26 protein-coding genes, 1 tRNA gene and 1 pseudogene are annotated in these 26,120 nt (G+C 63.4%); 11 read left to right on the top strand and 17 right to left on the bottom strand.

Going from position 1 to position 26,120, the window contains the following annotated elements; translation table 11 throughout:
* Window positions 1-93 precede the first annotated feature (93 nt).
* The 10 genes from ACEOAB_RS24500 to ACEOAB_RS24455 all read left to right on the top strand — a co-directional run bounded on the left by ACEOAB_RS24500 (window position 94) and on the right by ACEOAB_RS24455 (window position 8,137).
* The gene (locus ACEOAB_RS24500; protein WP_413748121.1) at window positions 94-249 is read left to right on the top strand and encodes a hypothetical protein; all 156 of its coding nucleotides are present in this window, start codon (window positions 94-96) and stop codon (window positions 247-249) included.
* Between the two features lie 185 nt (window positions 250-434).
* Window positions 435-665 (top strand): hypothetical protein, encoded by a 231-nt coding sequence (locus tag ACEOAB_RS24495; RefSeq protein ID WP_413748120.1) that lies wholly within the window; start codon window positions 435-437, stop codon window positions 663-665.
* Between the two features lie 1,288 nt (window positions 666-1,953).
* Window positions 1,954-2,214 (top strand): hypothetical protein, encoded by a 261-nt coding sequence (locus ACEOAB_RS24490; protein WP_413748119.1) that lies wholly within the window; start codon window positions 1,954-1,956, stop codon window positions 2,212-2,214.
* The gene (locus tag ACEOAB_RS24485) at window positions 2,214-2,567 is read left to right on the top strand and encodes a hypothetical protein (RefSeq protein WP_413748118.1); all 354 of its coding nucleotides are present in this window, start codon (window positions 2,214-2,216) and stop codon (window positions 2,565-2,567) included. The genes ACEOAB_RS24490 and ACEOAB_RS24485 overlap by 1 nt, the downstream gene beginning before the upstream one ends.
* Complete coding sequence (locus tag ACEOAB_RS24480) at window positions 2,564-3,457, top strand: zonular occludens toxin domain-containing protein (RefSeq protein ID WP_413748117.1); 894 nt, start codon at window positions 2,564-2,566, stop codon at window positions 3,455-3,457. Before ACEOAB_RS24485 ends, ACEOAB_RS24480 begins: the two co-directional genes overlap by 4 nt.
* Before the next feature lie 460 nt (window positions 3,458-3,917).
* Window positions 3,918-4,511 (top strand): recombinase family protein, encoded by a 594-nt coding sequence (locus tag ACEOAB_RS24475; protein ID WP_413748116.1) that lies wholly within the window; start codon window positions 3,918-3,920, stop codon window positions 4,509-4,511.
* Window positions 4,512-4,561: 50 nt separating this feature from the next.
* Window positions 4,562-5,569, top strand: a complete 1,008-nt coding sequence (gene hrcA, locus ACEOAB_RS24470) for a heat-inducible transcriptional repressor HrcA (RefSeq protein ID WP_007834354.1) — start codon at window positions 4,562-4,564, stop codon at window positions 5,567-5,569.
* A 30-nt stretch (window positions 5,570-5,599) separates the two neighbouring features.
* Window positions 5,600-5,676: transfer RNA gene (locus tag ACEOAB_RS24465), tRNA-Ile, on the top strand.
* 508 nt (window positions 5,677-6,184) lie between these two features.
* Window positions 6,185-6,949 carry a DUF5677 domain-containing protein gene (locus ACEOAB_RS24460; RefSeq protein ID WP_413748115.1) on the top strand — a complete coding sequence of 255 codons (765 nt, stop codon included), beginning with the start codon at window positions 6,185-6,187 and terminating at the stop codon, window positions 6,947-6,949.
* 138 nt (window positions 6,950-7,087) lie between these two features.
* Entirely contained in the window at window positions 7,088-8,137 is a 1,050-nt protein-coding gene (locus ACEOAB_RS24455) for a CHAT domain-containing protein (protein ID WP_413748114.1), read from the top strand.
* Between the two features lie 104 nt (window positions 8,138-8,241).
* Here the strand turns inward: ACEOAB_RS24455 and ACEOAB_RS24450 are convergent.
* The 6 genes and pseudogenes from ACEOAB_RS24450 to ACEOAB_RS24425 form a co-directional block, all read right to left on the bottom strand.
* A pseudogene (locus tag ACEOAB_RS24450) lies at window positions 8,242-8,337 on the bottom strand (aminotransferase class I/II-fold pyridoxal phosphate-dependent enzyme); the annotation flags it as partial.
* An 880-nt stretch (window positions 8,338-9,217) separates the two neighbouring features.
* On the bottom strand, window positions 9,218-9,838 hold the full coding sequence (locus ACEOAB_RS24445) for a TetR/AcrR family transcriptional regulator (protein ID WP_413748113.1): 621 nt from the start codon (window positions 9,836-9,838) through the stop codon (window positions 9,218-9,220).
* Window positions 9,839-9,847: 9 nt separating this feature from the next.
* Complete coding sequence (locus tag ACEOAB_RS24440) at window positions 9,848-10,480, bottom strand: TetR/AcrR family transcriptional regulator (RefSeq protein WP_413748112.1); 633 nt, start codon at window positions 10,478-10,480, stop codon at window positions 9,848-9,850.
* Window positions 10,477-11,946: an AdeC/AdeK/OprM family multidrug efflux complex outer membrane factor gene (gene adeC / locus ACEOAB_RS24435; RefSeq protein ID WP_495653154.1), complete on the bottom strand. Its 1,470-nt coding sequence runs from the start codon at window positions 11,944-11,946 to the stop codon at window positions 10,477-10,479. Before adeC ends, ACEOAB_RS24440 begins: the two co-directional genes overlap by 4 nt.
* A 10-nt stretch (window positions 11,947-11,956) precedes the next feature.
* The gene (locus tag ACEOAB_RS24430; protein ID WP_413748110.1) at window positions 11,957-15,118 is read right to left on the bottom strand and encodes an efflux RND transporter permease subunit; all 3,162 of its coding nucleotides are present in this window, start codon (window positions 15,116-15,118) and stop codon (window positions 11,957-11,959) included.
* 18 nt (window positions 15,119-15,136) lie between these two features.
* Window positions 15,137-16,345 (bottom strand): efflux RND transporter periplasmic adaptor subunit, encoded by a 1,209-nt coding sequence (locus tag ACEOAB_RS24425; RefSeq protein ID WP_413748109.1) that lies wholly within the window; start codon window positions 16,343-16,345, stop codon window positions 15,137-15,139.
* 143 nt (window positions 16,346-16,488) lie between these two features.
* Between ACEOAB_RS24425 and ACEOAB_RS24420 the strand changes: the two genes are divergently transcribed.
* The gene (locus ACEOAB_RS24420; RefSeq protein WP_413748108.1) at window positions 16,489-17,115 is read left to right on the top strand and encodes a TetR/AcrR family transcriptional regulator; all 627 of its coding nucleotides are present in this window, start codon (window positions 16,489-16,491) and stop codon (window positions 17,113-17,115) included.
* Between the two features lie 56 nt (window positions 17,116-17,171).
* Here the strand turns inward: ACEOAB_RS24420 and ACEOAB_RS24415 are convergent, their stop codons facing one another.
* From ACEOAB_RS24415 to ACEOAB_RS24365, 11 genes are all read right to left on the bottom strand, one after another.
* A complete protein-coding gene (locus tag ACEOAB_RS24415) occupies window positions 17,172-17,879 on the bottom strand; it encodes an SGNH/GDSL hydrolase family protein (RefSeq protein WP_413748107.1) in 708 nt (235 codons plus the stop codon).
* A 743-nt stretch (window positions 17,880-18,622) separates the two neighbouring features.
* Entirely contained in the window at window positions 18,623-18,877 is a 255-nt protein-coding gene (locus ACEOAB_RS24410; protein ID WP_413748106.1) for a hypothetical protein, read from the bottom strand.
* A gap of 15 nt (window positions 18,878-18,892) precedes the next feature.
* Window positions 18,893-19,210 (bottom strand): sensor histidine kinase, encoded by a 318-nt coding sequence (locus ACEOAB_RS24405; protein WP_413748134.1) that lies wholly within the window; start codon window positions 19,208-19,210, stop codon window positions 18,893-18,895.
* Window positions 19,207-19,974: a histidine kinase dimerization/phospho-acceptor domain-containing protein gene (locus tag ACEOAB_RS24400; protein ID WP_413748105.1), complete on the bottom strand. Its 768-nt coding sequence runs from the start codon at window positions 19,972-19,974 to the stop codon at window positions 19,207-19,209. The genes ACEOAB_RS24405 and ACEOAB_RS24400 overlap by 4 nt, the downstream gene beginning before the upstream one ends.
* Before the next feature lie 2 nt (window positions 19,975-19,976).
* A complete protein-coding gene (locus ACEOAB_RS24395; RefSeq protein WP_413748104.1) occupies window positions 19,977-20,672 on the bottom strand; it encodes a response regulator in 696 nt (231 codons plus the stop codon).
* A gap of 201 nt (window positions 20,673-20,873) precedes the next feature.
* The gene (locus tag ACEOAB_RS24390) at window positions 20,874-21,125 is read right to left on the bottom strand and encodes a dehydroquinate synthase/iron-containing alcohol dehydrogenase family protein (RefSeq protein ID WP_413748103.1); all 252 of its coding nucleotides are present in this window, start codon (window positions 21,123-21,125) and stop codon (window positions 20,874-20,876) included.
* Between the two features lie 58 nt (window positions 21,126-21,183).
* On the bottom strand, window positions 21,184-21,492 hold the full coding sequence (locus ACEOAB_RS24385) for a Dabb family protein (protein WP_413748102.1): 309 nt from the start codon (window positions 21,490-21,492) through the stop codon (window positions 21,184-21,186).
* A gap of 38 nt (window positions 21,493-21,530) precedes the next feature.
* Window positions 21,531-22,379: an intradiol ring-cleavage dioxygenase gene (locus ACEOAB_RS24380; RefSeq protein WP_413748101.1), complete on the bottom strand. Its 849-nt coding sequence runs from the start codon at window positions 22,377-22,379 to the stop codon at window positions 21,531-21,533.
* An 11-nt stretch (window positions 22,380-22,390) separates the two neighbouring features.
* Window positions 22,391-23,356, bottom strand: coding sequence for a Bug family tripartite tricarboxylate transporter substrate binding protein (locus tag ACEOAB_RS24375; RefSeq protein WP_413748100.1), 966 nt, complete (start codon window positions 23,354-23,356; stop codon window positions 22,391-22,393).
* A 70-nt stretch (window positions 23,357-23,426) separates the two neighbouring features.
* The gene (locus tag ACEOAB_RS24370) at window positions 23,427-25,115 is read right to left on the bottom strand and encodes an FAD-dependent oxidoreductase (protein ID WP_413748099.1); all 1,689 of its coding nucleotides are present in this window, start codon (window positions 25,113-25,115) and stop codon (window positions 23,427-23,429) included.
* Between the two features lie 32 nt (window positions 25,116-25,147).
* Window positions 25,148-26,113 (bottom strand): Bug family tripartite tricarboxylate transporter substrate binding protein, encoded by a 966-nt coding sequence (locus tag ACEOAB_RS24365; RefSeq protein ID WP_413748098.1) that lies wholly within the window; start codon window positions 26,111-26,113, stop codon window positions 25,148-25,150.
* Window positions 26,114-26,120 lie beyond the last annotated feature (7 nt).

The raw sequence follows: 26,120 nt of genomic DNA, 5'->3' as shown, positions 1-26,120 counted from the left end.
GACAGCAGATCAACTCGATGCACTCATTAGTGCCATCTACGGTGTCGGAACCGTCGTCATCTTCGCGCTCGGCTACATCGGAGGGCACCAGCAATGACCACACGCATCATCGCTTGGGTCGTGTTCCTCGGCGTCTGCTGGGGCGTCTATTCGTGGGCACGCACCATCAAGAACCCGTTCAACCCTGGGCCAGACGTCACGGCTGTCATGCCTGCGATGACCCAGTGCAAAGAGGACTGCAAGCAATGACCGGAATCGTCTCCGCCATGTTCGGTGTCTGGATGCTTGGCTTCGTCTGCGGCTGGCAGATGCGGCAGATCAAGAACACCCTCTACGCAGCTTGAGGTTTCAACTGCTAGCCCATTGCCTCGGCGGTGGGCTTGCGGGTGCAACCCCGACTTTTCGGGACCACCAGTTCAACAGAGGAGTTAGACATGAACAAGCAATTCCGTTCGCAATTCGCCAAGAAGGCCGCTGCCGCTGCTGCTGGTCTGGGTGCCAGTGCTGCTGCCCTGGCGGCCGATCCGGGTACTGCGCTGGAAGGTTTCCAGCAGGCCGCAGCGAACAACACCGGTTTCGGTCCCGGCATGTGGGGCCTCGCTGCCGTGTCGGTCGGCATCTTGATCGGCGTGAAGTGGATCAAACGCAGTCGCGGTGCTGCCTGATCTTCGGGCCTTTTCTGCTGTGCACCCTTCGGGGTGTGCAGTGGTAAACGTCTGGAGCCACTATGGACCGCATTGCGCTTGTTTTTTTGGCCTTGGCCCTCGTGGCTTGTGCTTCCACCAACCGGCCCGGCGATCCGTTCAAAGATCGTATTCGGGCTTGCGGCACGGTCATCGGTACGTGCGGGAGTCAGGTGTGGTAGCGCTTCGTCGTTGGTTCATTGCCTTGCTCTCTTTCTGCTTTTTCGGGGCTGCTTGGGCGCAGTCGGCGTGTCAGGTCGAGTACCGTGGCACGCATGGTCAGAAGTCGGGCTATGTAGTCGTTCCTGGTCGTTCGGTGGAGAACCTTTCGGCGGTGTGTTCATGGGGGAACTCGGTGTATCCGCTTGCTGCGGGTGCACCGGCTTACTCTCTGGTGGGCGAGGGTGCGACTTCTGTGTGTGGACGTTGGAACGGGTCCACGTGGGAGCAGTCTGGTATTGGGGTCACTGTTCAAAAGTGGTATCTCAAACCGGACGGTACAGCTACTCAGACGGACCCGGGGAACATCTGTCAGGCTCCAAACTCTTGTACGTCGAAAACTGGTGTGGTCGGTGTGCTGAGTTGGACCGAGGGCTACACGCGGACGCCGGATGAGGGCGATAGGTCGGCTGTGGGGCCAATCATGTCGCCGCCGGCCAGTGGTGAGGTGTGCGACAGCGGATGTGCTGTGTCTTTGCAGACCAGCGGGCCCGGTGTACAGCCATACGTGAGCCAGTCTCCAACGGCCAATGGCCTTTACAGGCGGTCGGTCGATTACCCGAGCTTGGGTCTAGGTAGAGAGTGCACGATGGGGACGGCTGACGCTGGGGCGAAGAAAGACATTCCGCCTCCCGATTGTCCGGGGTCAGTAGGTGACTTGGGTAACGGAAAGCCCGTGTGCGTGGGTACTGCCGCCAAGCCGATCACGCCTACGCCGTTGGGTTCTGCACCTGGCGCGACGCCGATTGCGGGTAATCCTCCTGCGGGTGCTAAGCCGCCGTCTGGTGAGGGCTCTGGAACTGGCAGTGCGGGCCGTACTCCCAGCACGGGCAATGGTGGTCCTGCTGGCGGCCCTGCTGGTGCTGCGACAGGTGGCAAGGGTGGTGGTGCTGGTGGCACTGCATCCGGCTCCGGTGCTGGTAGTTCTGGCACGGGCGATGAACCTCATAAGCCTTGTGGTGGCCCTGGTGAGCCGACATGCAATGTTAAGGTCGATGAGAAGGGCGTCCCGTCTGGTGTTGGTACTACTTACGAGACTGCCAATGCCAAGATGGACGAAACCAAGGGCAAGAACGACGAGCAACTGGCCAAGGCTTCAGGCACTGCCGACAAGGGCTTTCTCGAACCTGTGCGTTCCATGTTGTGGTCACCTCCCATTGCGGCGTGCGAGCCCACAGAGCTACCGCCAGCGTTCAACGGATTGAAGATCGACGCCTGCGGCGTGGTCGATGGCGGTAGGGCCTTGATGGGCTTCCTGTGGGCCGCTGGCGGCCTGTTCTTGTGCCTCGGTATGGTTAAAAGGAGCATCTGATGCCGTTGCTTGCTGCATTCATAGGGTCCCTGGCGAGTGGTCTTGCTACCCTGCTCGCCACGCAGATGGCCTATACGACCGCGCTCAAGATCGCGGCCTACACAACGTGGATTGCGGTTGCAGCCGTGTTCTTTGCCTCGGTGTTCGTGTGCTGCTCTTCGCTCTTTTCGATGATGACGGGGGCCATCGGCGTCGGTGGCGGTCCTGGCAACTGGATTCGCATGTTCTGGGTCGGCCTGGGCATGTTCATCCCGGGCAACGCGAGTGCGGTGATTGCTTGTGTGGCTTCGGTGTGGATCGGCACGTCCGTTTGGCGTATCCAGCGCGTGGGCATTGAGAGTTTCTCGAAATGACTGACTACGCGTTGACCGGCAAGAAGGGCACCGGCAAGAGTAAGAACGCCGTTCGTCTGATCCGTGATCGCTACCTGTCTCACAAACGCAGGGTGGCTACGAACCTGGACATTGACCTCAGGGCGATGTTTGGCGATCAGTCCAAGGCAACCTATGTCCGCGTGCCTGACAAGCCTTCAGCGCTCGATCTCGTGTCCATTGGTCATGGCAATCCGGAGAGCTATGAGGAGGACAACAACGGCGGGCTTTTTCTCGATGAGCTCGGGACCTGGTTGAACACCCGGACCTTTGCCGACAAGGGACGTGCTGATGTGCTCGACTTCTTCGCGCACGGCCGAAAGTACGGGTGGGACACCTGGTACATCATGCAGAACGTCGCGCAGATCGATAAGCAGGTGCGTGAGTCGTTTATTGAGCAGACCGTACGCCATACCCGCTTCGACAAGGTGCGCGTGCCCTTCGTCGGTGGCTTGTTGTCGCTGCTGTTTGGCGAGAAAGCCGGCTTCCTGCCCAAGTTTCACATGGCCGTTTTCCGCATGGGCACCAATCCGCAGGATCTGGTCGCCAACCGTGCAACCTTCATCGGCAAGGATCTGGAGAAGTGCTACGACACCCGCCAGGTCTTCCTGATCGACTATCCCCACGGTACCCATTCGGTGCTGTCGCCCTGGCACCTCTACGGCCGCTTTCAGGCTCAGCCGAAGCCGTCGTGGTGGAGGCAGTTCTTTGCTGGCTTCAAGCGCGGTGCGAAAGCCGCCACGCAGGCCCGGCCGGCGTTGGGCGTGCCCGACGAAGGCTGGTCCCGGGTCGTTCGCCTGTGTCGTGAGCTGCCGCCTGCTCAACGTCTCGACGTGATGGCGCGCTATGCGAGAGCGAGTGCGGGGCGGTAGCCCTGCGTTAGCGGGGCGGACGGCTCGCACTCGCGTGGCTGTCCTGTCCATTCGTCGCTCATCTTCAAACCGCCCCCTTCATTGCTAAGCCGGAAGTTCGGGGACCCGCTTGCGGGGGGAAGACCTTCGCTCACCCTGTACCCGGTAGTTCGTCGCTGCGGTCAGTCTGCCCGCATGTCGGGAAGCTCTTGTGCTGGCGCTCTGCCTGGTTCTCGTCGACCGCCTGCCCTGCTCTGTGCCATTCCCTCTCTCACCCCGTCTCTCACTGCGGCTTTCACCACCAGATACAGCACGTAAAACATGATCGTTGTCACGATTGCTCCGACAGCGGCCTGGAAGATCAGTCCCTGCCAGATGGCGCTTTCGAGCTGCTGTAGATGCCTGTCCATTCCCGCTCCTCAACGTGTTGTAGCTAAATGTACTATGCTATGAAAAAAATAGCGCGGAGTGAGGCGGGCTAATGCTTGTTGGCTATGCGAGGGTGTCCACGAATGAACAGGAAACACGTATGCAGCTGGATGCCCTTCGGGGTGCTGGTGTGCGTTGTATCTATGCTGAGAAAACCAGCGGGGTAGGCCCGCGCCCGGAGCTGCACAAGGCGCTTGCGGCCCTGCAACCTGGCTACACGCTGGTCGTCTACAAGCTCGATCGATTGGCGCGCAGCCTGAAGGATTTGCTGCATCTTCTCGATCGTCTGAAGCTGGCCGGCTGCTCTGTCAAATCGCTCACCGAGCCCATCGATACTTCCTCGGCGATGGGTGAGTTTGTTCTCCAGATTCTCGGTGCCGTGGCGCAGCTCGAGCGAGCCATCATCCGGGAGCGATGTGAGGCCGGCCGCGTGGCCGCGCGTGCTCGAGGGGTGCTGTTCGGCCGTCAACCGTTGGTCACTGGCGACGTTGCTGACCTGGCTGCTCGACTCTATCGAGAGGGATTCACTTTGGGGGAGGTTGCCGTGCTGCTGGGCGTGTCGCCCACGGCGGTGAGGTCTGCGCTGATGCGCGGAGGGGTGGGGCGGCGTGCGTGGGGTGGCCCGCGCTTCCGAAGATTGAGCTAGCTTTGTCGTCGCCGACCGAATTTCTGAACGTACAACACTAAAATCTTGCAATGCTGGACGACCGTGCCAAGTTGCTGCTCAAGACGCTCGTTGAGCGCTACATCGCCGACGGGCAACCCGTCGGCTCGCGAACGCTCTCGCGTTCGTCGGGGCTCGACCTGTCGCCCGCGACCATCCGCAACGTCATGTCCGACCTCGAGGCGCTGGGGCTGATTGCCAGCCCGCACACCTCGGCCGGACGCATTCCGACGCACCGCGGCTACCGCCTCTTCGTCGACACCATGCTGACCGCCGAGCGCGAGCAGATGAGCACGCCGAGCCTGGCGCCCGACCAGCCGCAGAAGGTGATCGCCAATGCGGCGAACCTGCTGTCGAACCTGTCGCAGTTCGTCGGCGTGGTGATGGCGCCGCGGCGCGCCTCGGTGTTCAAGCAGATCGAGTTCCTGCGGCTCTCCGAGCGGCGGCTGCTGGTCATCATCGTCTCGCCCGATGGCGACGTGCAGAACAGGGTGATCTTCCCGGAGGCCGACTATTCGCAGTCGCAACTGGTCGAGGCCTCGAACTACATCAATGCCCACTATGCGGGCCTGACCATTGAGCAGGTGCGCGATCGGCTTCAGTCCGAAATCGAGAAGCTGCGTGGCGAGATCGCCGCCCTGATGCAGGCTGCGGTGCAGGTCAGCTCCGAGGTGCTGACCGAGGCGCAGGAAGACGAAGTCGTGATCTCCGGCGAGCGCAACCTGCTGTCGGTGAGCGATTTCTCCAGCGATATGGGACAACTGCGCCGCGCCTTCGAGCTCTTCGAGCAGAAGGCCCAGTTGATGCGTCTGCTCGATGTGTCGAGCAAGGCCGAAGGCGTGCGCATCTTCATCGGCGGCGAAAGCCAGGTCGTGCCGTTCGAGGAGCTTTCCATCGTCAGTGCCAACTACGAGGTCGATGGGCAGGTCGTGGGCACGCTGGGCGTGATCGGACCGACGCGCATGCCCTACGAACGCATGATCCAGATCGTCGATATCACGTCGCGGCTGGTCGGCAATGCGCTGAGCCACCGCAAGTAGGACGCGGCGGCGAATAGAATCGTGACCAGTGGGCCGTTAGCTCAGTTGGTTAGAGCAGCGGACTCATAATCCGTTGGTCGCTGGTTCAAGCCCAGCACGGCCTACCACCAAGAATGTTGTCATTGCAAAAGAGTTTGCTATCTTTTGGGTAGCAAACTCTTTTTCCTTGTTGCGCGTTTCGCTTGATGTAAGGGCCGATGTAAGGGAATTTGGGAGGTCGCTTGGCCGAAGCTTGCGGGTCCGGCCAGCGCGGAGGATCGAGGTCCTGCTGACCTTGCCCCCTGCCGCCCACGGTCGGGCTGCGCGAAACTCCTACGTGACAGCTAGCTACACCGATGCGGATCGTCTGACGCTGCTCGCAATGCGTCTCGCATTGCTCACGTGGTGTTGGGAGTGCAAACAAGCAGGGTTGAGGCCATATTGGCGAGCGCGGTGCATGACCGCGGTCTGGCGGCTGAAAAAATTCACCGGCGACAGCCGCTGCGCGGCATAGCGGGGCACTTGTTCAGCAGGACAAGGCAGTAAGGGCACTCGCCATGTCTCGCGGCACTCTTGCCGTACCCAGCGTTGACTCGGCTTTGGCCGCGCCCTGGGGATTCTCAGCACAATCTGGGGATGAACTACAACCCGAACTCCGACGCAATCGAACTCGCGGACCGTACCTGCCGTTTGACTGATCGGCTGTTGCGCAAACAGCGCACGGACCTTGCGGATCGCACGCGCGTGGTGATGTTGGCACACGCGCTCCGCATGCTGCGGTTTGTGCAGGGCGCGGTCACGCTGGCGCGCGCAGATAACTTGGAGCCGGCTTGCGTACTGACGCGAACGGTGCTGGAAATGGGCTGGGTGATGTTGTCCATTCAGGCTGACCCGGTGCAGATGGATGAATGGCTTGCGCAGGCCAATGGAGAGGCCATCAAGACTATTCGCAGATTGAAACAACTCGGTGAAGATGAACGGCTGCCCACGCTGAGCGACGCACACATCGATGCAGCCATAGCCAGCTTGCCCGCCGGCAAAAATTTCAACTTGAGATACTGGGCAACCGCCAGCGGCGCGCCGCAGGCATATCCGACGATCTACCAGCAACTGTCAGTATGCGCCCACGCTGAGATGCCGGCGACCATGGCTTATACGCGATGGAACGAAGCAACTGGGATTCCCGCCAGCGTTCAGGATGCCGATCTGGAAGAACTACCGGCGGACAGCTTGAACGTGTCCACTGCGTTGTTGCTCGACGCGCTTCGGTACTTGGCAGGTCCCACACTGACGGCGGAGGAACTGCTGGAGCTAGGGGGGCTCGAAGAACTGAGGCGAACGCAGACGGCCCGCTTGGACAAAATCCGTATGAAGCATATCGAGGAACAGCCCGACCCTTGATCTCGTGACTTGATATCCTGTGGCAACCGCCTCCGGGCGGCACCCGCGTGCGTCGATGGTCCTGTCGCCTTCAAGGGGCGTTCCTGTAACCGAGAAAAGAGTGCAGTTGTCTGCGCGCGCAAAAGCTATGCTCGAGAGATGACAACAGAGAGCTGCCGACGGGACGTGCTGAAGCATCAGCAAGAGATTGCCCGACTGCAAACAGAAAAGGCGCGAGAAACGTCCAAGGTGGCTGACGAGAAGAAGCGCGCAAATACCGCTGCCGACTCAGCGCGGCGAGCGACTAGCCTCTCCTCGATTCAATCGCGGATTCGTGATGTGCAAAAGCATGAGGAGGCCGGGGCGCGATCTCAGAAAAAGGTGGCTGATATCGAGACGAGGATTGCCCGTGAGCAGATTCGGTTGAACGATGCTCACAAACGACTTGCGTCAGCGGAGATTCAGGAAGGTCGTCAAAAAGGCCAAGAGCAGCAGCGCGCCGCGCAGGAGAATGCGCGTCGTATGGCATCGCTGGCGGGGACGGTAAGTCAGAATCATCAACTTACGATGTCGGCGCTGAAAAAGCTGGAACAGTTACCGCGCCGGATCATTGTGCTTTTTCTTGCTGCTAACCCGATTGATCAGCAGCAGTTGAGGCTCGACGAAGAGGTTCGCGGCATTGAGGAGATGATCAGAAAGTCGCAGCATAGGGATGCGGTCGACTTGAAGTCACGATGGGCGGTTCGACCCATGGACGTGCTGCAGGCGATAAACGAGATACGCCCAACCGTTGTTCACTTCAGTGGGCATGGATCGGATCAAGACGAGATCGTCTTCCAGGACAACGCCGGAAATGCGAAGTTGGTCTCAAAGGAGGCGATTGTGCAGACCATGGCCGCCGGCTCTGATGATATCCAGTTAGTGTTCTTCAACACGTGCTACTCCCGCGGCCAAGCAAAAGCTGTCGTCGAGCATGTTCCTGCTGCGATCGGAATGAACACCTCAATTGGGGACGATGCTGCTCGTGTCTTCTCCTCGCAGTTCTACTCGGCGCTAGGGTTCGGCTTGTCTGTTCGGCGGGCCTTTCAGCAAGCAAGAGCGGCGCTTATGCTGGAAGGAATTCCGGAGGAAGCGACTCCAGAACTGTTCACGACAGAAGGACTCGAGGCTGACAACCTGATACTCGTGCAATCGGTCGGCGCAGCTTAGGTTGAGGCTCCGAGAGCAGGAAGAGTGCGCAGCAGCAGCAGCAGCAGCAGCAGCGTGGCAGTGGAGGGCCCGTGCCAAGCCCCGACAGGCGCGCGGCGATCTTCGGTGACCCAATACGGCACGGAAACAATGACCTCGTCGCCTGGGTTGAGCGTGACCATGAGCGCATTGGAAATGATCTGCTTCCCGCCACTGGACACACTCTCCGCAAGAGAGTCAATAAAATCAATAAGTTAGGATGATTCTCTGAATTTGTCCCACATAAAATCCCACATAAAGCCGCAGTCAAAAAGAGACTGCGGCTTTTGTTTTTGGTCTTTCGACGCGTACCAAGAACTGAAGCAGGAACTGGTTGAACGCAGCCTGAAATCTGGTGCGTCGCTCGTGTCCATCGCGCCAGAGCGTGGGTCAATACGAACCTCCTGTTCAACTGGCGCCGGCTCCGCCTGCGCGAAGGCTTCAGGTGGAAGATGCAACGCCTTCACGCTATCGCCCGTCAAGGTGCAGAAGGACGCCGCGGTCAAACAAAGCCCTTCACGCTGCGTCCGTAAAGCGGCGTGATCGAGGCCAGTGTTTGTGCCACACGCGTGCGACTGCGAGGTGCAGTCGATGACGAGCCGAAGCGTCCAGAGGTTGCGCGAGCCATTTCATCCGCCCTTGATTCCTGGCGTTTTCGGCATCTCGAGACAAGATGCTAGGCCGCGAGTAGTTTCTTCAAGAGGAACAGTGCCCCAAGCAACCCGCCCAGCACTATGAAATATGCCAAAGGCGCGCCTGCCATCGTCTCCCACCATCTCGGTGGTCCGTATGGCTTCGGTTTGCTAGTCTGAATGTTCATCCTGGGTCCTTTAAAACTATGCCTAAGCTTTCATGCGCTCGGCCATGGGTCTGCACGGAACGGCAAAGTGCAATTTCAGGGTCTGGGCATTCCCGGGATCTGCGCATGGGAAACGCTATCTGGAACAGGGGTAGGCTTGGCCCTAATCTGCGATGCGCAACTGTGACGATGGGGCGCCAGGATCAAGCCGGCAACCCCACCTCCTACCACCACGGTACGGCGTGGATGCCATTGAAGCGCGTTCATGGCGTTGACCCGATCAGGAGTCGTACTTGCTGGTTGGTCATGTTCACGACGGCGGCGCGGTCTCGCTGCAGATCGACCATGGAGCGAAGCGCCAAGCCGCTGAACAGCGCGGCAATCATGTCCATGCGCTTCACCAGCGTGGACTCGTCGAGGCCGTCAGGCAGACCGATACGTCGGGCCATGTCAAGAAAGCGTTTCTTGACCGCAAGATCAGTCCGTCGCAAGATTTTTGCCACGGCAGGGTTGCGCGCCGCTTCGGCTGCCAGCTCAAGCATCAGTCCGATGGATTCCGGAGCGCTGTTGCGTTCGACCATCTCTTGAGTCCGGCGAGTCAGACGGGTCGCAAGATTTCCACCGTCCAGATCCTGTTCCATACGTCGCAGCAGTTCAGCCATGTCGCTTTCTTCACGCTCGGCGATGGCTTCGACCATGGCTTCCTTGCTGCTGAAGTAACGATAGAGGCCTGCCGGGCTGATGCCGGCAACCTGGCAGATGGTGGCGGTGCTGCTGCCATGAAAACCCTCCCGACGGAAGCACTCCGCTGCGGCGTCCAGCACCTGATTTCGGCGCAGTTCATCCTTGCATGGTCTGAGATTGGGTTTTGTCGGGGAGCTCATTTGGTGATTTCACCTGTGTGAGGTGGCAGGAATGTCGCTGCAGGCTCCGGCCATGAACAGGTCGATGCACAACGACGATGCACCCCGTCTGCATCCTTCCCGTTGATCGGCGTGCTCGGTGAGAACGGCGATACCCACCGAATGCAGGCAATGCGCTACGCAAGTTGGCTGAAGTCCCTCCCGCAGCTGACGACGCTCGCGGGCCAGGGTCATCACTTGGCTAAGTCGTGCCACTGCGTCCTCCATCGTGCGCTTGATCCGAGCCGCCGCGCTTGCAGGCAACTCGGCTCGCGCCGGATGCCCGAGCACCAACTGCGCGGTGCGCCATTGATTCGGATCGTCCATGCAACGTGTCATCTTTCGCCACATGTGCTCGCGCAGGAGCTGGAGCGGCTTCGGGTGCGTTCGGTAGGCGGTAATGTCTGGTCCGATGTCCATCGGCCATTGAAGCTGCTCGATGATCGCGGCCACCAGTGCGGCCTTGTTCTCGAAGTGCCAATACACCGCTCCCCGCGTCACACCTGCGAGCGCCGCCACGTTTTCCAGCGTGGTAGCACGCACGCCGCGGGAAGAAAATGCTTCCAGGGCGGATCGCAGCACCCGGGAGCGGGTGATTTCGGTGGCAGCGCGACTGCATCTCATGACACTCGTTCCGTGGTGCGCGCGAGTGTTGCTGGCATCGAAGTTACCGAGGTTTCTGCCCATCCACCGCCCAGCGTCTTGTAGAAAGTCACCAGGTTGGTGAAGCGCGAGAGCCGCGTGCCGATCAGGTCCTGCTGCGCTGTGTAGAGCGAGCGCTGTGAGTCGAGCACGCTGAGGTAGCTGTCCACGCCGCGCCGGAAGCGCGCTTCCGAGAGCCGGTAGCTCTCGGCCGTGGCGTTCACCAGCGACTGCTGCGCATCGAGCTGGCGCCCGAGCGTGCCGCGCTGGGCCAGGGCGTCAGAGACTTCGCGGAAGGCCGTCTGTATCGCCTTCTCGTACTGCGCCACCGAGATGTCGCGGCTCACGGTGGCGATCTTCAGGTTGGCGCGGTTGGCACCGCCGTCGAAGATCGGCAGAGAGATCTGCGGCGCGAAGCTCCATGCGCCCGAGCCGCTCTTGAAAAGGCCCGAGAGTTCGTTGCTCGATGTGCCGGCCGACGCCGTGAGGCTGATGCGCGGAAACACGGCCGCGCGCGCCGCGCCGATGTAGGCGTTGGCGGCCTTCAGGTCGCGTTCGGCCTGCAGGATGTCGGGCCGGCGCTGCAGCAGCTCCGAGGGCAGGCCAGGCGGAATGGTGGCCAGCGGGTTCGCCGTGGCTGTCGCGCCGTCGGGCAGGGCCTGCGGCAGCAGTTCCTCGGGCAGCTCCGCGCCCACGAGCAGCATCAGCGCATTGCGGTCCTGCGCCACCTGCGCGGTGTAGCGTTCGACATCGACGCGCGCCGTGTCGACGCTGGTCTGCGCCTGGCTCAGCGTGAGCGCCGACGACACGCCCAGCTCGAAGCTGCGCTGGTTGAGGCGGTACGAATCGCTCTGGCTCTGCAGCGTGTCGCGCGCGAGCTTCAGCCGGTCCTGGTCGGCGGCGAGCGTGAGGTAGCTGGTCGCCACCTCGGCCACCAGGCTGATCTGCGTGCTGCGGCGCGCCTCGGCCGTCGACAGGAACTGCTGCAGCGCCTGCTCGCTCAGGCTGCGCACGCGGCCGAAGAGGTCGATCTCGTAGGAGCTGAACCCGAGCGAAGCGCTGTACTGGTGCGCGATGAGCGTCTCGCCGGTGGACGACAGGCTGGCCGGCGTGCGGCTGCCGCTGCCGCCTGCACTCGCGTTGACGGTGGGGAAGAGCGCCGCGTCCTGCACCCGGTACTGGGCGCGGGCCTTCTCGATGTTCAGCACCGCCACGCGCAGGTCGCGGTTGTTGGCGAGGCTCACCTCGATCACGCGCTGCAGCGACGGGTCGGTGAACACGTCGCGCCAGCCGAGATCGGCGACGGGCGTGGATGCCGGGTTGGCACCCGTCGTGTCGTCGGCGAACTTGCCAGGCACGGGCGTCGCAGGTTGCTGGTATGCGGGTATCAGGCTGCAGCCGGCCATCAGGGCAGCGAGCGCGAGAGGTGTAAAGCGGAAAAGGTTCATGGCAGAAGCCTCAGGATGCGGCCGCAGCCGGTTGTGCATGCGCGGCTGGAGCGGTGGAATCACCTTGCTCTTTGCCCTTGGAGAGCCCGCGCACCAGCACGAAGAAGAGCGGCACGAAGAAGATCGCGAGCACTGTGCCCGACAACATGCCGCCGATGACGGCCGTGCCCAGCGCATGCTGTGCGCCCGCCCCGGCACCGCTGCCCAGCACCAGCGGCAGCACGCCGAGAATGAAGGCCAGCGAGGTCATGAGGATGGGGCGCAGGCGCAGGCGCGCCGCTTCCAGCGCGGACTCGAGCAGGCCCTTGCCGTGGGCGTGCAGGTCCTTCGCGAACTCCACGATCAGGATCGCGTTTTTCGACGCCAGGCCGATGGTGGTGAGCAGGCCCACCTGGAAATACACGTCGTTCATCTTCCAGGTGAGGATGGCGCCGACGAGCGCGCCCAGCACGCCCAGCGGCACCACCAGGATCACCGAGAACGGGATGGCCCAGCTCTCGTAGAGCGCAGCGAGGCAGAGGAACACGATCAGGATCGACAGCGCATACAGCAGCCCGGTCTGGCCGCTCGATGCCTTCTCCTGGCGCGAGAGGCCGGTCCATTCGTAGCCGATACCAGCAGGCAGCTTGGCCACGGCCTGCTCGACGATGGCCAGCGCCTCGCCGCTGGAGGCCGCTCCCGGCATCGCCATGCCCAGGATCTCCACCGAGGGAACGCCGTTGTAGCGCTCCAGCCGCGGCGAGCCCGAGCTCCAGCCCGCCTTGGCGAAGGAGGTGAAGGGCACCATGCCGCCGGCGCTGTTGCGCACGTACCAGCGGTCGATGTCCCCGGGCAGCATGCGGTACTGCGCGTCGGCCTGCAGCATCACCTTCTTCACGCGGCCCTTGTCGATGAAGTCGTTGACGTAGCTGCTGCCCCAGGCGGCGGAGAAGGTGTCGTTGATGTCGCTCATCGACAGGCCCTGAGCCTGCGCCTTGTGCGGGTCGATCTCCAGCCTGAACTCGGGCGTGTCCTCCTGGCCGTTGGGGCGCACCGCCACCAGCCGCTTGTCCTGCGACAGCTCGGCGAGCAGCTGGTTGCGCGCCTTCATTAGGGCGTCGTGGCCGAGGTTGGCGCGGTCCTGCAGCATCAGGTCGAAGCCGGTCGCGTTGCCGAGCTCGGCCACTGCGGGCGGCGCGAAGGCGAACACCTTCGCATCGCGGATCGTGTTGAAGAAGGCGCCGGCCTTCGCCGTCACGCCGGTCACGCTCAGCGCCTCGCCCTTGCGCTCGTCCCAGGGCTTGAGCTTGACGAAGGCAAGGCCGGTGTTCTGGCCACTGCCGGCGAAGCTGAAGCCCGCCACCGTGAAGAGGCCGGAGACGGCCTCCTTCTGGTCGACCAGGAAGTGATGCTCCACCTGGCGGATCACGTCTTCCGTGCGCGCATTGGTCGCGCCCGGAGGAAGCTGGATCAGCGCGAATACCGTGCCCTGGTCCTCGTCGGGCAGGAAGCCCACTGGCAGCTTCATGAAGCCGAATATCACCGCCGCCAGCAGCACCGCGTAGACGGCCATGTAGCGCCATCCCTTGCCGATCATGTGCCGCACGATGCCCTGGTAGCGGTGGTTGCCGCGGTCGAAGCTGCGGTTGAACCAGCCGAAGAAGCCGGTGGTGGCAAGCTCATGGCCCTTGGGCACCGGCTTGAGCAGCGTCGCGCACAGGGCCGGCGTGAGCACCAGCGCCACCAGCACCGACAGCGTCATCGCCGAGACGATGGTGATCGAGAACTGCCGGTAGATCACGCCGGTGGAGCCGCCGAAGAAGGCCATCGGCACGAACACCGCCGCCAGCACCAGGGCCACGCCGACCAGTGCGCCGGTGATCTGGCCCATGGACTTGCGCGTGGCTTCCTTGGGCGAGAGGCCTTCCTCGGTCATCACGCGCTCGACGTTCTCCACCACCACGATCGCGTCGTCCACCAACAGGCCGATGGCCAGCACCATCGCGAACATGGTCAGCGTGTTGATGGTGAAGCCGAAGGCCGCGAGCACGCCGAAGGTGCCCAGTAGCACCACGGGCACCGCGATGGTCGGGATCAGCGTGGCGCGGAAGTTCTGCAAAAAGAGGTACATCACCAGAAACACCAGCACCACCGCTTCGACCAGCGTCTTGATGACCTCCTCGATGGAGATGCGCACGAAGGGCGTGGTGTCGTAGGGCTTCTGCACCTTCATGCCCTGCGGAAAGAACTTCTCGAGCTCGGCCAGGCGCGCGTCGACGGCCTTGACCGTGTCGAGTGCATTCGCCCCTGCGGCCAGCTTGATGGCCAGGCCGGCGGCCGGCTTGCCGTTGTAGCGGCCAACCGAGTTGTACGACTCGCTGCCCAGTTCGATGCGCGCCACGTCGCGCAGGCGGACCTGGGCGCCGCTGGTCTGCGTACGCAGCAGGATGTCCTCGAACTCCTGCGCAGTCTTCAGGCGCGTTTGCGAGGTGATGGTCGCGTTGATCTGCTGGTTGCCGGCCGCCGGCATGCCGCCGAGCTGGCCTGCCGACACCTGCGCGTTCTGCGCCTGGATCGCGGTCTTCACATCCAGCGGCGTGAGGCTGAAGTTGGCGAGCTTGTCGGGGTCGAGCCACACGCGCATCGCGTACTGCGAACCGAAGAGCGTGGTCTCGCCGACGCCCTCGACGCGGCTGAGCGCGTCCTGCACGTTCGCCGCCACGTAGTCCGACAGGTCGGAGCCATTCATGCTGCCGTCTTCGGATGTGAAGGCCAGCACGTTCAGGAAGTTGGTGGCCGACTTGGTGACGGTGACGCCTTGCTGTTGCACTTCTTGCGGCAGCAGCGGCGTGGCCAGCGAGAGCTTGTTCTGCACCTGCACCTGCGCGGTGTCGGGGTCGGTGCCGTTCTCGAAGGTGAGAGTGATGGTGACCTGGCCCGACGACTCGCTGGTCGAGGCCATGTAGCTCAGCCGGTCCAACCCCTTCATCTTCTGCTCGATGACCTGGGTGACGGTGTCTTCCAGCGTCTTGGCGGAAGCGCCGGGGTAGTTGGCGGTGATCGCGACGGCGGGCGGCGCGATGCTCGGGTACTGCGCGATCGGCAGGGTGGCGATGGACATGATGCCGCCCAGCATCACGATGATGGCGAGGACCCACGCGAAGATGGGGCGGTCGATGAAGAAGCGTGCCATGGATGTCTCTCGTGGCTGTCAGTTCGCCGCGCTGCCGGGCTCGGCATTCGCGGTCTTGGCTGTTGCGGTGCCTGCCTTGGGCCTGGGGCTCCACTGCACCGTCTTCACCTCGACGCCCGATGCGGCCTGCTGCTGGCCGTCCACCACGAGCTTGTCGCCGGCCTGCAGGCCGCTGCGCACAAGCCACTGGTCGCCGATGGCGCGTTCTGTCTCGAGCGCGCGCCGTTGCAGCTTGTGCTGGGCATCCACCACGTAGGCCAGCGGCTTGCCGGTGCTGTCGCGCGACACGGCCTGTTGCGGTACCAGCAGCGCCTGTTCCTTCACGCCTTCCTGAAGCACCGCGCGCACGTACATGCCGGGAAGCAGGTCGGCCTTGGGGTTGGGGAACACCGCGCGCAGCGTGATGGCGCCGGTGTTCTGGTCCACAGTCACGTCCGAGAACTCGAGCTTGCCCTCGAGAGGATAGGCGCTGCCGTCTTCCAGCAGCAGCTTCACCTTCGCGGCGTTGGTGCCGCTTTTCTGCAGGTCGCCGCGCGCCATGGCCTGCTTGAGCTGGAGCATCGCGGCACTGGACTGGGTTACGTCGACGTAGATGGGATCGAGCTGCTGGATGGTCGCGAGCGCGGTCGATTGGCTGGCCGTGACCAGCGCGCCGGGCGTGACCGACGACTTGCCGATGCGCCCCGAGATCGGCGCCTCGATGCGCGCGTAGGCGAGGTTGATGCGGCTGGTCTCGACGTTGGCCTTGGCCGAGGCGACGTCGGCCTCGCCCTGCTGCAGCGAAGCCGCCGCGTCGTCGTAGTCCTGCTGGCTGACGGCCTTGATGGCCACCAGTTCCTTGTAGCGTTCGGCCTTCAACCGCGTGGTGCGGAGGCTGGCCTGGGCCTTGGCGAGCGCGGCGAGGTTGCTGTCGTAGGTCGCCTTGTACGTGGCCGGATCGATCTGATAGAGCGCCTCGCCGGCCTTCACGTCGCTGCCCTCGCGGAACTTGCGCGCCTGCACGATGCCGCCGACCTGCGGACGGACATCGGCGATGAGGAAGGGGCTGGTGCGCCCGGGCAGTTCGGTCGTGATTGCCACGCTCTGCGGCTGCACCGTGACGATCCCGACTTCGGGTGTGCCGGGCGCAGGCGGCGGCCCGCCCGGCGGCTTGCCGCAGGCTACGAGCATGCAGGTGGACGCGAGGGCCGCGACGAAAGTCAGGCTGTAGGTAAGAGGGGGGCGCATTGCGGTTCTCCTGGGAAACGATGGGGCGCCGGTATGCGCCACATCAGCGTTTAAATAGACAGTGTTGTACTGGAATGTATTTTGACTTTGGAAGGCTGTCAATCAATAATGATCACATCTGTATAGAAATAAGGAGACGCAGAGTGCGAGTCAAGACCGAAGCAAAGCGCGACGCCATCGTTCAGGTGGCGTCGGAAGTCTTCAGGGAACTGGGGTTCGAGGGAGCCTCCATGGTGGAGATCGCCGCGCGCGTGGGCGGCTCCAGGGCGACGCTCTATGGCTACTTCAGTTCGAAGGAGGAATTGTTCGTCGCTGCAATCCACAGCGCAGCGAAGAAGCACTTCGAGCCGATCTTCGCGGCGCTGGGGCAGGAGGGCGACGACGATCTCGAGCGCGTGCTGCAGCGTTTCGGCGAGAAGGTGCTGGTCGCCGTGTGCTCGCAGGAAGTCATCCAGGCGCATCGGGCCGTGATCGCCGAATCGGGCCGCAGCGACATCGGGCGGCTCTTCTACGAAGGGGGCCCGAAAAGGGCCATCGAGGAACTGGGGGATTTCCTGGAGCGGCAAATGCGCAAGGACAGGCTGCGCACGGCCGATCCGTACGTGGCGGCTTCTCATCTGATGGCGCTGCTGGAGTCGGAAACCGTCAGGCCGAGCCTGCTCGGCATCCAGGGACCTTTGACGCGCAAGGAACTGCGCGAGGCGACGCGCCGCGCCCTGCGGGTGTTTCTCGGCGGCTATGCCGCGGGGAGCAAGACCGCGTCCGAATGAAGCCCCGCCTTTCATGGGTGGGCCGCGGTCGCCGGCATGTCGATGGCGTCACCTCTTCACGCGCATTCGGGTGCCAGTCGATCGAGGACCGCAACGATGCTTCGCACAAGCCTGTCCGAGTACTGCTTTGCGGGATGGAGAGGATCCTCCATTTCGTCAGGCGCGAATTTCACTGCATCCCAGTCCGCGAAGGGCACATGCAAATCGAACGCCAGCCGCCGAATCGACTGGTTCGCGGAGACCCGCCCGGGAATGGGCACCGGTTGCCGGGACAGCCCGGTCAGGATGGGCTCCCTGCCTTCCCGGCGTGCGATCTCGATCATCGGGCGCAGCGATGCTGCCAGCGGCAGTTGCTGCATCGTGTCGTTGATCCCGTGTGCGATGACCACGAAGCGTCCGTCGCGGCGTTCGCTTTCGAAAGTCGCCGCCCGCTGTGCAGCGGTCTCGCCGTTGAGCGAGAAGTCCTGCACGGAGTACCGCGGCCTCAGGCGCTTCAGGGTCGCCGCCGGCGGTTCTGCCAGGCGCAGATAGCCCTTGTAGCCGCCATGCATGATCGAGTCGCCGTACAGGTCGACACTGCAGACTGGGCTTCCGGTGCGTGCCCTGTAAGCCGATGATGGCGTGGCGACGACGGAAGTCGCGGAAACGGCGGTGCTGTTCTGAACGGGTACTTCGGTCCGCACGGAGCAAGCGGCAAGCCCCAGCAGCCCCGCGGCAACGACGGCGGTCTTGCGAAGGCGTGGAAATCCGGGATGGTCTGGCATCCTCCTACTGTTACGGGACGACGCGTTAAGCGATGTCTGCCGATGTCAAGAAGTGCAAAGATCCATCGCACCGGCTGCATGTCGAGTCCCTCCTGATCCTGGTTCTGCGTGCAGGCTGTTCATCGGCGGGAAAACCATCTGGCTGCCCATGAAACCAGCCACGGGTGCCGGCGGACTTTGTCCATGTCGTGAGCGTCGCGCTGCAAGCCTTGGAGGCGGCGCCCAATCCTGGACGAGGTGGATCGAGATGCAGGATCTTTGGGCGGGGCTTGCTCCTTTTCCATCCATCGCGCAAATGCCTCCCTGCCGTTTCCGCACCAGTGCAGATGAACACTTCGCATGTCCGCTGGCAAACGCATTGCGTTTCGCTCGAGAGTCCACGGGTAGAACTCCCTGAAGCCGCGCCGAAACAGGATCTCCAGTATCCAGTGAGAGTGGCGATCGGGTCGGCCATGCAGGACGAAGCGGCCGTCGGCCGCGAGCACTCTCGCGCCGTGCACCTGATGGGTGTGTTCGAAGAGACTCCTCTTCGGGTCGAGCTCGATGTCGTTCCACCGCCTGACGTAGCGCCCGTGCATCCCGAACAAGGCTTGCCTCGTGGCGACGTCGTCAAGTGCCGTGCCGAACTTGGCGCAGGACCACCGCTCGCCATCCAGAGGTTGCTCGCCTATCCAGTACGCCCCCGATTCGTCCATGGCGCCCGCTGTGGAACCGTGCGTGGGCAACGCTGTGTGCCTCGTCATTCAGCGGAAGCGTTCCGAATCCCGGCGGCCCGCCACCCAATGGCCGTCGATCCATACGCCGCCGGCGAACGGGGCTGCCGGCGGCGCAACGGCCACCACGGGAGGCAGCAGCGTCGCAACCATGGTCACGACGCAGAGCAAGGCATACAACTGGGTTTTGGACATCACTGCTTTCTCCGATCGCTCGAGCCCGACACCGGCAATCCGGTGGCTCGCCTCAAGCGCTTCAGGCATCGTACGAATGCCCTCGTTCACCGCGGTTCGGCAGAGTTAAGCAGGGTAAAAAGTTCGCAAGGGAGCAGCGCGCGCCGGCAGCGACAGCGTGACGATGAGCCCGCCACCTTCGCGCAGGGAGGCTTCCACACTGCCGCCGTGCAGCAGCATCGCGCGCCGGGCAATCGCAAGGCCGAGGCCGGTGCCGCGCACCGACTCGCTGCCCTCGACCCGCGTGAAGGGTTCGAAGATGGCCTGGAGCATTTCTGAAGGAACGCCCGGGCCGCGATCCTGCACGATGGTGACGAGCGTCCTGTCGGCTTCACGAATGCGCGCCTGCACTTCGATTTCGCTGCCTTGCGGGCTGAACTTCAGCGCGTTGCGGATGACGTTCTCGAACGCACGATAGACCAGCTCGCCGTGCGCCTCGGTGAGAAGCTGCCCGACGCATCGATGCGCAGCGTCCGCTGCGATGCATGGGCTTCGAAGTCGGCATCGTCGGCAATGGCCTGCAGCAGTTCGATGACGTCGACGCGCTGCTGCGGTGCGCCGCTGGCGCCGGCATCGAGCCGATGCAGTGTCAGAAGCTCTTCGATCAGGACGTCGAGTCGTTCGCTCTCGAGCGCGATGCGCTCGATCATCGCGGGTGCCTGGGGCGGGTCCTGCCGCAGCAGGCCGATGGCCGCCTGCTGTCGCGTCAGCGGCGAACGCAACTCATGCGAGATGTCGTGCATCAGCGCGCGATTGGCTTGCGCCAGTTGTTCGATCCGCGCCGCCATGCGGTCGAAGTCGTAGGCCAGGTCGGCGATCTCGTCGCGACGGCCGCTCATGAGCGGTTCGACCCGGGTGTCCAGGTGGCCTTCGGCGAAGCGGGCCAGACCCCAGCTCAGGTGGCGCAGCGGGCGGGACAGATACCACGCGAACACGAGGCTGATGATCAGCACCGCGGCGATGGCCGACACGAGCGGCACCATCGGCACCGGACCCCACATCACCAGTTCCTCCGGTGGCGGAGGAGGTTGCGTGTGTCCGGTCAGGCGCAGGTAGCCGATCGTGCCGCCAATGGCCAGCACCATGCACATGACGAGTGCAAGCAGCAACTTCCAGAAGAGCCGGCCTAGGCGGCGTTCGGTCGGCATGGCTAGTCTTCCAGCAACTGATAGCCCCTGCCGCGCACGCTTTGAATCCACGACTGGCCGTCCGGCCTGGTGCCGAGCTTCTGGCGGATGCTGCTGATGTGCACGTCGATGCGGCGGTCGAAGCGCGCCAGGGGGCGGCCAAAGGCCTGCTGCGAGATCGCGTCCTTGCTGATGAGCTTTCCGGCATGACGGGCCAGCACGTCGAGCAGGCTGAACTCCGTGCCCGTCAGCTCCAAAGGCTGTCCGGACCACAGAGCGCGCCGGCTGCCGGGCCACAGGGCGAGTTCGCCAACCTGCAGCACACGCGAATTGGCCAAGGTGCTGGCCGGCTCGCGCGATTCGGTCCGGCGCAGGATCGCGCGGATGCGCGCCGACAGCTCGCCGGGCGTGCAGGGCTTGGGTACATAGTCGTCCGCCCCCATGTCGAGGCCGACGATGCGGTCGATGTTCTCGCCGCGCGCGGTCAGCATCAGCACGGGCACCTGGCTGCTGGTGCGAATGCGGTGCAGCGCCTCGATGCCCGACATGCGCGGCATCATGATGTCCATCAGGACGATCGCGTAGCCGCCGCGGGTCGCCTCGGCAACGCCGCTCTCGCCGTCTTGCATGACGTGGACGTCGAAGCCCTCGCGCACAAGGTACAGCGACAGCATTTCGGTGAGGTCTACGTCATCGTCGACGAGAAGTACGCGAGGCATGGGGCAGTCTTCAATTCGGCTGCAAGTATCGTGCCGTTTGATCGGATTGCGTGCGCGGGTACTTGGGCTTTTACCCAACTTAACGCTGCCGAACCTTGGTAGATGCGACTGGTGGCGGCAGTTCGACCATCCCTTTGTCGCGGCGCGTGTCGGTTGACCAAGTGACTCTGTGGTCGGGCCAACGGGCTTACTGCAGAAAACCTATTCGGGTCGAACGCCATCGAAGGCACTTTGTAGTAGCTGCCTGATCTCGCTGCGCTGTGCCATGCTTATTTCTCGCGGGTTCCAGTACGGATTGCTTGCGACGATATCTGCGGCACGGTCAAGGTCATCTTCTTTCATGCCGATGTCGCGCAGTGCCACCGGCGCCCCGTTGTCTCGTGCCAGATCGAACAGGCCCGCGGCAGCGCCGCTTTGCCCTGTTACTCCAAGTGCGCGCTGGAGGCGCGACATGGCTTCAGCACCGGCCGTTGTAGACGAATTCCTTCATGCGATTTCCACTGCAACGAGTTCAACCGGCGTCGACTTCGTAGTCCACCTGATGCCTGGCGATACGGATGCCGCCGAGCGCGTCGCGCACTCGCAAGTGCTCCGGATGCCTTGCATAGGCATCCAGTGCCTCCCAGGATTCGAACTCGCTGTACAACACAACGTCGCAGGCATAGTCAACGCGGCTTGCATCCACGCCGACCTCCAAGTGAAGAAGCCCCGGAACACGGCCGCGCAAGCCATGGAAGCGTTCTCTCAAACGCTCGATGTTTTCCAGTTTCTCCTCGGCCGTGGCGCCACCCACGTTCCACATCACTATGTGCCGGATCACGATGCATCCTTCATGGGTTGTCGGTGGAGGACAGGATGTCAGGCATCCGCAGTGTCCTGCTGGGCGGGGTTCAGTACGAAGTCGTACTCAACAATGTACGAGCCATCGGCTTGCTGCCTCCAGTCGGCAATCAGCGACTGACGCACACCGAATACAGCATCCGAGTCCAGATACCGATCGTCGCTGCGGAACACGTGCGTGATCAGCTTCTCGTAGCCGTCCGCCTTGATCAGGAAATGCAGATGTGCAGGGCGCCAGGGATGTCGCCCGCAAGCCTTGAGCAGGTCGCCCACCGGACCGTCATGCGGAATGGCGTAGGGGACTGCCAGGATCGAGCGGAAATGGTAGCGACCGTCCCCGTCAGAGTGCACGATGCCGCGCGCCTGTGCATGGCCGATCTCCGGGTGCTGCACGTCGTACAGGCCGTCCTCGTCGGATTGCCACACGTCCATGTGTGCGTTGGCGACCGGCTCGCCGTCGATGCCCCGCACCGTGCCGCGCACTAGGCAAGCCACGCCCCGCGCGCCGTTGGAAATGTCTGCACCGAGCGCGTAGTGCGGCGCACCTTCCACATGGAAGGGTCCGAAGACGGTCGCCTCGGTGCAGCCGGCTGGCTTGTCGTTGTTCTGCGCCACCGTCAGCATCGACAAGCCCAGTACGTCGGAAAGCAGGATGAACTCCTGGCGCTTGTCATCCGTGATGCGGCCACAACGGGTCAGGAATTCGATGCCGCTGAACCATTCCTCCTCAGTCAGATCCACCTCACGCGCGAAAGCGTGCAGATGCTTGACGAGACTGTCCATGACGCGCTTGAGCCGCGGATCCGCCGTCTGCGCCTGTCGCGCAAGCACGGCTTCGGTGATGGTGTGCTGATCCAGATTGCGCATGTTCGCTCTCCTCAATCCAGCTCCAGCTTGGCTCGTTGTGCGACAGCCCCCCACTTGGCGAAGTCTTCCTGACTGCGCCGCTGGGCTTCCTGCGTAGTGTTGCCCTCCATGCGCAGGTCCATCTCCGCCAACCGAGCCTTGATGGCCGGTGTGTCCAGGGCACTGCGCACATCGCGCTGGATTTTCTCGACGATGGCGGCTGGCATCTTCGAAGGTGCCAGCAGGGTCTCGAAGAATGTGGCGTCGAAGCCTGGATGCCCGCTCTCGGCCACGGTCGGAACGTTGGGCAGCAGAACCGACCGTTCCTTCCCGGAGACGGCGACGGCCCGCAACCGCCCGACCTGGACATGAGGCAGGACTACGGAAGAGACGATGAAACCGCAGTCGACATGGCCTGCCAGCACGTCCTGCGCGGCGGGGCCCGGTCCCTTGTAGGGCACATGCGTGAGCTTCATGCCGGTTGTGGCCAGCAGCATTTCCATGGTCATGTGGCTTGGCGTCCCTGTCCCGCCGGAGGCATACAGCCTCGAGGAGGGCAGCCGGGTGAACTTGTCGAAGGACGTGATCTCGGCAGCCGGATTGCACACCAGCATCTGATTGAAGCTGGCGAAATAGGTGACTGGCTTGAGCGAGACTCGCAGGTCGAAGCTCAGCTTCTTGTACAGATGGGGGTTGATGGTGAGGATCGTGTCGGGCCCGACGAGCAGGGTGTGGTCGTCCCTGGCATGGGCTACATCCCCGGCGGCCACATTGCCGCCCGCTCCTGGCTTGTTCTCGACAATGACGGGCTGGCCCCATGCCGTCTGCAATGTCGGCTGGATCAATCGGGCGATCATGTCGCCGGGCGTGCCTGGCGGAAACGCCGCGACCAGGCGCACCGGCTTGGTGGGCCAGGCCTGCGCCCAGGCCGATGGAAGGATCGCCATGGCCATCGCCAAGGGCGAGAGCCGAAGAAGCAGGGCGGTAAGGGCTTTCATGCAGGATGTCCTCTCGTCTGATCGCTGGAAGTTCTTGTTTGTGTCGATGCGGGATGCGGCGCCAGAGCGCTTATCTGCCCGTGACGCGCGACAACACGCTGGCCGCGTTTTCCGCTGTCGGCCCGCGCCAGGCGACGATCTGGTCGGGTCGAATGAGCGCAAGCGGTGCTTCATAGAGTTCGTGCAGGGAGGCCTGCGGTAGCCGCACGACGCGCAGGTCGATCGCCAATGCCTGCGCCGCGGTTTCGAAAGCCTCGGTGGACGGTGCATGAGGTCCGAGCGCCAGCAAGGTCCATTCGGTGTGGAACAGGTCGAACAGCGAGCGCCCGTCATCCAGCCAGGCGTGCGGCGGACGGCCGCCCGGGCTAGCGGTCGGGGTGTAGACATTCGGCGCGTCTGGTGGCAGGGGCGCGCCATCGCCGACGACGATCGGGGAACCGTCGTAGCGGCCGCCGAAGGTCACTCCTGGAATGTTGAACTCGAGGCGGGCGTGCTCGTTGAAATGCCGGGCCGCGAGTTCGCGCTCGGCATCGCCTCGCTGCGAGGCCTCCTCCAACTCGTGCTTCGCGGCAAAGAGCCCCACCGAGTCGGCGAACTTGCGTGCATAGCCGGTATTGCGTTCGGCCAGCGGCCGACGTTCGGCCTCGTAGCTGTCGAGCAGCGACAGCGGTGCCTGGCCGCGGATCACGCTTGCAAGCTTCCACCCCAGATTGACCGCATCCTCGACGGCCGTGTTGTAGCCAAGGCCGCCGGTGGGTGTGAACAAATGGGCGGCATCGCCCGCGATGAAGACGCGGCCTTTCTGGAACTGCCGGGCCACCAGTGCGTGCCCGGCGAGCCAAGTGCCCATCGAAAGAATTTCCATCGGCACGTCGACGCCCACCGCCTCTGCAAAGACGCGGCGCGCATCGGCCTCGGTCCAGCCGTCAGCATCTTCTCCGGGGCGAAGCGCTGCATGAAAGGCGTATTCGGCCACGCCATCCACCGACGCCATGAAGGCGCGCCTCTGGTGGTTGACGGCGACGTACATCCAGGCCTTGGGCTGGCGCAGCACCGAGAGAAACTGGGGGGCGCGCAGGTAGATGGCGAACATCTTGCCGCCCATGAATTCCCGCTGAACTCCAGTTGAGCCTCCCCACTCGATGCCCAGCTGTTGTCTGACGGAACTGCGCGCGCCATCGGCGCCGATCAGGAACTTTGCGACCACGTCCTGTGCCGGAGAGCCTTCTTCGCTTGGGCGCACCGTGGCACTCACCGACGTGCCGTCGTCGTGGAAGCGCTCGAGCCGCCAGCCATAGCGCACCTCGGCGGTTGGCCACGCCTGCGCATGGCGGCGCAGGGTTTCCTCGACGAACTTCTGCGACACGCGATGCGGCAACTCGGCTGCGCTCCATGAGCCTGTCATCGACTTGATCTTGACAATGGCTTCTGCGGCGGTCGGCAGGCTGATGCGCGCCAGCTCGTGGCCGGTGTAGCGCGTGAAGTACGCGATGTCCGTCGGGTGGTCGGGCGGTAGTCCCAGCGCACGGATCTCATTCGCGAAGCCCAGTCTGCGGAAATGCTCCATCGTGCGGGCCTGTGTCGCATTGGCCTGCGGATTGAACGCCGTGCTGGCTTTGGCGTCGACCACCAGGCATCGGATGCCGCGGCGGCCGAGTTCGTTGGCGAGCATCAGGCCGCAGGGGCCGCCACCGGCGATCAGGACGTCCGTTTCGAGGGGAGGAGGGTGGCCGGCAGTGGGCCGCGCGGTTGCAATCATCGATCGTCCTTTTTCTTCTTGGTCTTCAAGCATCAGTCGGCGCGAATGCCACGCTCCCGGATCACGGCGCCCAAGCGCTTGAAGTCGGCCGCGCCCTTGTCGCCGAAAGCCGCAGGTGTCAGAGGCTCCGGCACGTTGCCCAGGGTTTCGATGTTTGCCCTTACCGCCGATATGGCCAGCGCGCGGTTGACTTCGGCGTTGACCCGCTGGATGACGGCCGGCGGTGTGCCGGCAGGGGCGTAGAGCCCGAACACTGCATCGGCGTCAAAGCCCTTCAGTCCAAGTTCGTCGAGGGTCGGCACCTCCGGCATCTGGGGGGCTCGCTTGAGGCTCGCCACCGCGAGCATGCGCAGCTTCCCGGTCTTGACGTGCTGGATGCTGATCCCCGGATCGAACAGGAAATCGATCTGTCCGCTCAGCAGGTCGGCCAACGCGGGTGCCGCGCCACGGTACGGGATGTGGATCGCCGTGGTCCCCGTCTGTCCCTTCATCATTTCCGCGGCGAGGTGAGGCGAACTCCCATTGCCGGGCGAACCGAAGGATCGCTTGCCGGGGTTCGCCTTGAGATCGGCGATCAGCCCCTTGAAGTCCCGGATTGGGCTGTCGGCGCGAACCACGAGGTAGAAGGGAACGCGAGCAACCGACGCCACCGGGACAAGATCCTTCGCAGGATCGAAGCTCATCTTGGCGTAGATGTGCGGATTGATCGACACCATGCCGCCGGAACTCATCAGGAGCGTGTAGCCGTCGTGCGCCGACTTGGCGACAAACTCGCCGCCGAGGTTGCCGCCGGCGCCGCCTTTGTTCTCGACGATCACCGGTTGCCCGAGCGCCTCATGCAGCGGGGCGCTGATGATGCGGGCCAGCTGATCAGCGGCACCGCCGGGAGCGAAGTTGGCGACGATCTTGACGGGCTGCTTTGGCCAGTCCTGGGCCTGGGCGATGCCGAACGGTCCTAGACCGAGCGCAAGCGTTGCGGTTGCCAGCAGGAATTTCATGAGACGT

Source organism: Variovorax sp. Varisp53, from assembly GCF_059491555.1.
The sequence above is the reverse complement of the archived record's forward strand: the minus strand, read 5'-3'. Positions and strand labels throughout refer to the sequence as shown.

Coding starts and splice junctions, on each gene's coding strand:
- ACEOAB_RS24480 (WP_413748117.1), top strand. CDS start 2,564: ATGACTGACTACGCGTTGACCGGCAAGAAGGGCACCGGCAAGAGTAAG.
- ACEOAB_RS24475 (WP_413748116.1), top strand. CDS start 3,918: ATGCTTGTTGGCTATGCGAGGGTGTCCACGAATGAACAGGAAACACGT.
- ACEOAB_RS24495 (WP_413748120.1), top strand. CDS start 435: ATGAACAAGCAATTCCGTTCGCAATTCGCCAAGAAGGCCGCTGCCGCT.
- ACEOAB_RS24395 (WP_413748104.1), bottom strand. CDS start 20,672: ATGCCTCGCGTACTTCTCGTCGACGATGACGTAGACCTCACCGAAATG.
- ACEOAB_RS24430 (WP_413748110.1), bottom strand. CDS start 15,118: ATGGCACGCTTCTTCATCGACCGCCCCATCTTCGCGTGGGTCCTCGCC.
- ACEOAB_RS24365 (WP_413748098.1), bottom strand. CDS start 26,113: ATGAAATTCCTGCTGGCAACCGCAACGCTTGCGCTCGGTCTAGGACCG.
- ACEOAB_RS24390 (WP_413748103.1), bottom strand. CDS start 21,125: ATGTCGCGCCTCCAGCGCGCACTTGGAGTAACAGGGCAAAGCGGCGCT.
- ACEOAB_RS24375 (WP_413748100.1), bottom strand. CDS start 23,356: ATGAAAGCCCTTACCGCCCTGCTTCTTCGGCTCTCGCCCTTGGCGATG.
- ACEOAB_RS24425 (WP_413748109.1), bottom strand. CDS start 16,345: ATGCGCCCCCCTCTTACCTACAGCCTGACTTTCGTCGCGGCCCTCGCG.
- ACEOAB_RS24380 (WP_413748101.1), bottom strand. CDS start 22,379: ATGCGCAATCTGGATCAGCACACCATCACCGAAGCCGTGCTTGCGCGA.
- hrcA (WP_007834354.1), top strand. CDS start 4,562: ATGCTGGACGACCGTGCCAAGTTGCTGCTCAAGACGCTCGTTGAGCGC.
- ACEOAB_RS24455 (WP_413748114.1), top strand. CDS start 7,088: ATGACAACAGAGAGCTGCCGACGGGACGTGCTGAAGCATCAGCAAGAG.
- ACEOAB_RS24400 (WP_413748105.1), bottom strand. CDS start 19,974: ATGCCGACCGAACGCCGCCTAGGCCGGCTCTTCTGGAAGTTGCTGCTT.
- ACEOAB_RS24460 (WP_413748115.1), top strand. CDS start 6,185: ATGAACTACAACCCGAACTCCGACGCAATCGAACTCGCGGACCGTACC.
- ACEOAB_RS24445 (WP_413748113.1), bottom strand. CDS start 9,838: ATGAGCTCCCCGACAAAACCCAATCTCAGACCATGCAAGGATGAACTG.
- ACEOAB_RS24500 (WP_413748121.1), top strand. CDS start 94: ATGACCACACGCATCATCGCTTGGGTCGTGTTCCTCGGCGTCTGCTGG.
- ACEOAB_RS24415 (WP_413748107.1), bottom strand. CDS start 17,879: ATGCCAGACCATCCCGGATTTCCACGCCTTCGCAAGACCGCCGTCGTT.
- ACEOAB_RS24370 (WP_413748099.1), bottom strand. CDS start 25,115: ATGATTGCAACCGCGCGGCCCACTGCCGGCCACCCTCCTCCCCTCGAA.
- ACEOAB_RS24440 (WP_413748112.1), bottom strand. CDS start 10,480: ATGAGATGCAGTCGCGCTGCCACCGAAATCACCCGCTCCCGGGTGCTG.
- ACEOAB_RS24490 (WP_413748119.1), top strand. CDS start 1,954: ATGGACGAAACCAAGGGCAAGAACGACGAGCAACTGGCCAAGGCTTCA.
- adeC (WP_495653154.1), bottom strand. CDS start 11,946: ATGAACCTTTTCCGCTTTACACCTCTCGCGCTCGCTGCCCTGATGGCC.
- ACEOAB_RS24485 (WP_413748118.1), top strand. CDS start 2,214: ATGCCGTTGCTTGCTGCATTCATAGGGTCCCTGGCGAGTGGTCTTGCT.